Raw genomic sequence first — 3465 nt, 5'->3', positions numbered from 1 at the left:
CTTTTAACTTAGTACCTTCATTATCAGCATCTACTTTAACTAATTTTACATTACCCTTAATTACTTTATTTGTAACAGTGAACGGCAATGTTTTAGCGTTCTCTTCAATACTAAAGTCAAATTTTTGATTGTTAATTACATAACCTTCAATTGTCTTAGTTTCTTTGAAGTAGTATTTACCAAAGATTAAATTATCAACTTTTGCTTTACCATCTTTATCAGTAACAACTGTTTTGATTTTTTTATTATTTTGATCATAAACAGTGAATTCAACCCCTTGAAGTGGCTGATTTTCTTCATTTACTTTGGTAATTTCAATAGAACCTTTAATTAATTTATTTGTAACATCAAACTTCAATGTTTGGCCATTTGTTTTGATATCAAAATCGAATTTTTGTTTATTAATTACGTAACCTGTTTTCGCTTTTGTTTCTTTAAAATGATATGAACCATATGGTAAATCACCTGATTTAGCGATACCATTTTTGTCTGTAATTACTTCTTTTAATGCGTTTCCTTTTTCATCATAAATAGTAAATTCAACGCCCTCTAGTGGCTGTTTGTTATCGCCTGTCTTGTTGATTTCAATAGAACCTTTTACAAGTTTGTTAACCACGTTGAAAACTTGATTAGAACCTTGTTTTGTAATTTCGAATGAAATCTCTTCGCTAGAACCTTCATAACCATTTTTGGCCTTAGTTTCTTTAAATGTGTATTTTCCATAAGGAAGATCCTTAACAGAAGCAATACCATTTTTATCAGTAACAACTTTAGTTACTTCTTCACCTTTTTCATTGTAGACAGTAAATTCAACGTCTGATAAAGGTTTTTTGTTATCGTCAACTTTATGGATTTCAATAGAACCTTTTACAAGTTTGTTAGTTACAGTAAATGTTTGTACTTTACCATTTTCCTTTACTTCAAAATTATAAGTTTCAGTGCTACCGATATATCCATCCAAGCCCTTAGTTTCTTTGAATGAATATTTTCCAAAAGCAAGATCTTTTACAAATGCTTTACCGTTTTTATCAGTAACAACTTTAGTTATTTCTTCACCTTTTTCATTGTAGACAGTGAACTCAACACCAGCCAAAGGTTTATTACTATCATCAACTTTGTTGATTTCAATTTCCCCTTTAGCAAGTTTGTTAACAAATTTAATATTTGCTACTTCTCCGTTGTTTACTTGTGCTTTTTGTGGAGTAGCATCTAAAACATAACCGTTTGGTGCTTGCGTTTCAACTACGGTATACGTACCAAGATCAAGATTATCAACTTTTCCATAACCATTTTCATCGGTAGTAATAGTAGCAACAGTTTCACCTTTAGCATTTTTTACATCAAATTTAGCCCCAGCTAATTTAGTTCCATTTTCATCAACTTTATTTAATTCAAGTGAACCCTTAGAAGCCCAATTTACACTTAAATTTTCTTGCACCGGTGTGTGTTTAGTTGTTACTAAAGCAAGAGAATTTTGAACACCAGCATCATGTGATTTATACCATATTGTTTCTGTTTTTGTTAAATCACCTGAAACTTTGATTTGGAAAGTTCCAGAAGCTTCATTTTTATTAAAGTACACATAGAAATCTTCATTTGAATTGAATGTAGTTTTCTGTTCACCATTTGCATTTGTGAAATATGTACCTTTTGGAGCATTGATTGCTTGTGGTGTATATGAACCACCCTTAGCATTAGTTGTTACTTTGAATGCACCAGCTTTAAAGTAATCTCCTTCAACATGTGCAACATGAGAAGTTGGTGATACATCAAATGTTAAATCTTGTGTTGTATCTTTTGTTCTAACGTCATTTAAGATATTATCAACTACAGCTTTTACACGAGGATTATCAAAACGTAAATCATTGTAACTAATGTCAGTGTTTACAACCCATAGAGCTACTTGAGTACCAAAGTGAGCTTCTTGCCAATTTGATGCTCCTAGTTCTGATGGTTGTTTTTCTGGATAACCATATGCCATAACACGATAAGCTTCATCACTTAATCGTCCCATAGGTTCTAAATCATTGCCATTTGGCGAACTTAGACGTTCATCAAGACAATAAGCAATACGTCCATCCGCTAGTCTGATTAAATCTGTTTCAACGAAAAATCCTAAATGTTTTGAAAATACCCAGCCTTTGTTGTTGTATTTTTCGGATGTTAATACGTCTGCACTTGCTTTTGAGTGTGGGAAAACCATTGAAAACATAAGTATAAAAATACTTACAATACTGAATACCATAGAGAATACCTTGTTGTGTCTCATAAGTCCAACCATGATTTCACTCCTAATTCATTATTCATTTTTCAAAGATCGTGTTTCAAAACGTGTGGGAAGAAAAAAATCTTCGACTGGTTTTGAATAGTAATTTGCAATTTTTACCGCCAATTCAGGACTGACAGTACGCCTGTTTTTTTCTATAGCGTTTAATTGCTGTTTAACAATTCCCAAATCTTCTGCAACTTGTTTTAATTTCAATTTTCTACTTAATCTTTCACTCTCCAATCTACTAATATCCTTATTTGTTTTATTTGACATAAAAGGCGAAATTTTACTCACCTCCTATATTTTACATTTTATCATACATAGTTTTCCAGATAAATAGTAAACAAAAATTATTTATATTTAGAATATTCAGTGTATTCAAGGGGTAAAATACAGGTTAATGCTGTTCCGATTGGAAAATTATTATCCATTTGGAAAATAATTTATTGAAATTGGAAAAATTTTTCTGTATAATAGAGTTATAGTTAAAATATTTCAAATAGTCAGTTTTGGAAGAAGGTGAATGCTATTAAAGGATATCTGAATTCAAAAGATTTTATTGATCTTTTGAGTCAGAATGGTTTTGAGATTAAACATGCCAATTTTTCTAAAATGAAGAAAAAAAATCAACTCCCTCCCCCTGATATTTTATTAGGAACAACAAGTCAAACCGCTGGGTGGAAAGAAGAAACTGTAATGGCATACATTGAAACTTTAATAACCATTCGAGAAAAAATGAAGAAAAATAATATTGACATAAAGGAGGTTAATAGACTTGGAAATTGGTTTAGTAATTAATGATGTATCTTCTAAAGTTGATGGAGTAAAGATCCCAATTGGGAAACAAGTTTCTATTGATAAAGGTGATATGTTGTTAGACGAAATTGATGTTAAGTCTGGTGAGGAAACTATCACTGTATCTTATACGATTTATGATAATACAAGTGAAAAAGAGTTAGATTCAAATGAAATAGAGTTAGATGGCACTTATCAGGGGTTACATAGCATTTATAAAAACAGATTAAGTGACAAAAATTCTCTTGATAATGCAAAAGAGTATTTAACAAACTTACATGTCTTTAATACCATCAAAGAACCTTTAGCTGAAAATATTGAAATAAGAGAAAAAGCGCGGAAAGAATTAGAACAACAAAGAGAAATAGAGTTACAACAACAGGCCGAAAAAGAAGAACAAG

4 protein-coding genes are annotated in these 3465 nt (G+C 30.8%); 2 read left to right on the top strand and 2 right to left on the bottom strand.

All coding sequences use genetic code 11. The features are described from left to right. Both MR107_RS29480 and MR107_RS29475 read right to left on the bottom strand, forming a co-directional pair. Positions 1-2281: SpaA isopeptide-forming pilin-related protein (locus tag MR107_RS29480; protein WP_242293102.1), on the bottom strand; the 2281-nt coding region annotated here is incomplete at its 3' end. Between the two features lie 18 nt (positions 2282-2299). Then, the gene (locus MR107_RS29475; protein WP_242293101.1) at positions 2300-2509 is read right to left on the bottom strand and encodes a helix-turn-helix transcriptional regulator; all 210 of its coding nucleotides are present in this window, start codon (positions 2507-2509) and stop codon (positions 2300-2302) included. A 279-nt stretch (positions 2510-2788) separates the two neighbouring features. On the opposite strand from MR107_RS29475, the gene MR107_RS29470 reads away from it, so the two are divergent. Both MR107_RS29470 and MR107_RS29465 read left to right on the top strand, forming a co-directional pair. Next, positions 2789-3067: a hypothetical protein gene (locus MR107_RS29470; RefSeq protein ID WP_000991479.1), complete on the top strand. Its 279-nt coding sequence runs from the start codon at positions 2789-2791 to the stop codon at positions 3065-3067. Continuing rightward, positions 3045-3465, top strand: a 421-nt coding sequence (locus MR107_RS29465) for a hypothetical protein (protein ID WP_242293100.1), incomplete at its 3' end; no start/stop codon positions are given. The genes MR107_RS29470 and MR107_RS29465, both read left to right, overlap by 23 nt.

The sequence above is a fragment of the Bacillus cereus group sp. BfR-BA-01441 genome (genome assembly GCF_022663075.1).
Classification (GTDB): domain Bacteria; phylum Bacillota; class Bacilli; order Bacillales; family Bacillaceae_G; genus Bacillus_A; species Bacillus_A cereus.
This window is presented reverse-complemented; position numbering and strand designations above follow the sequence as displayed.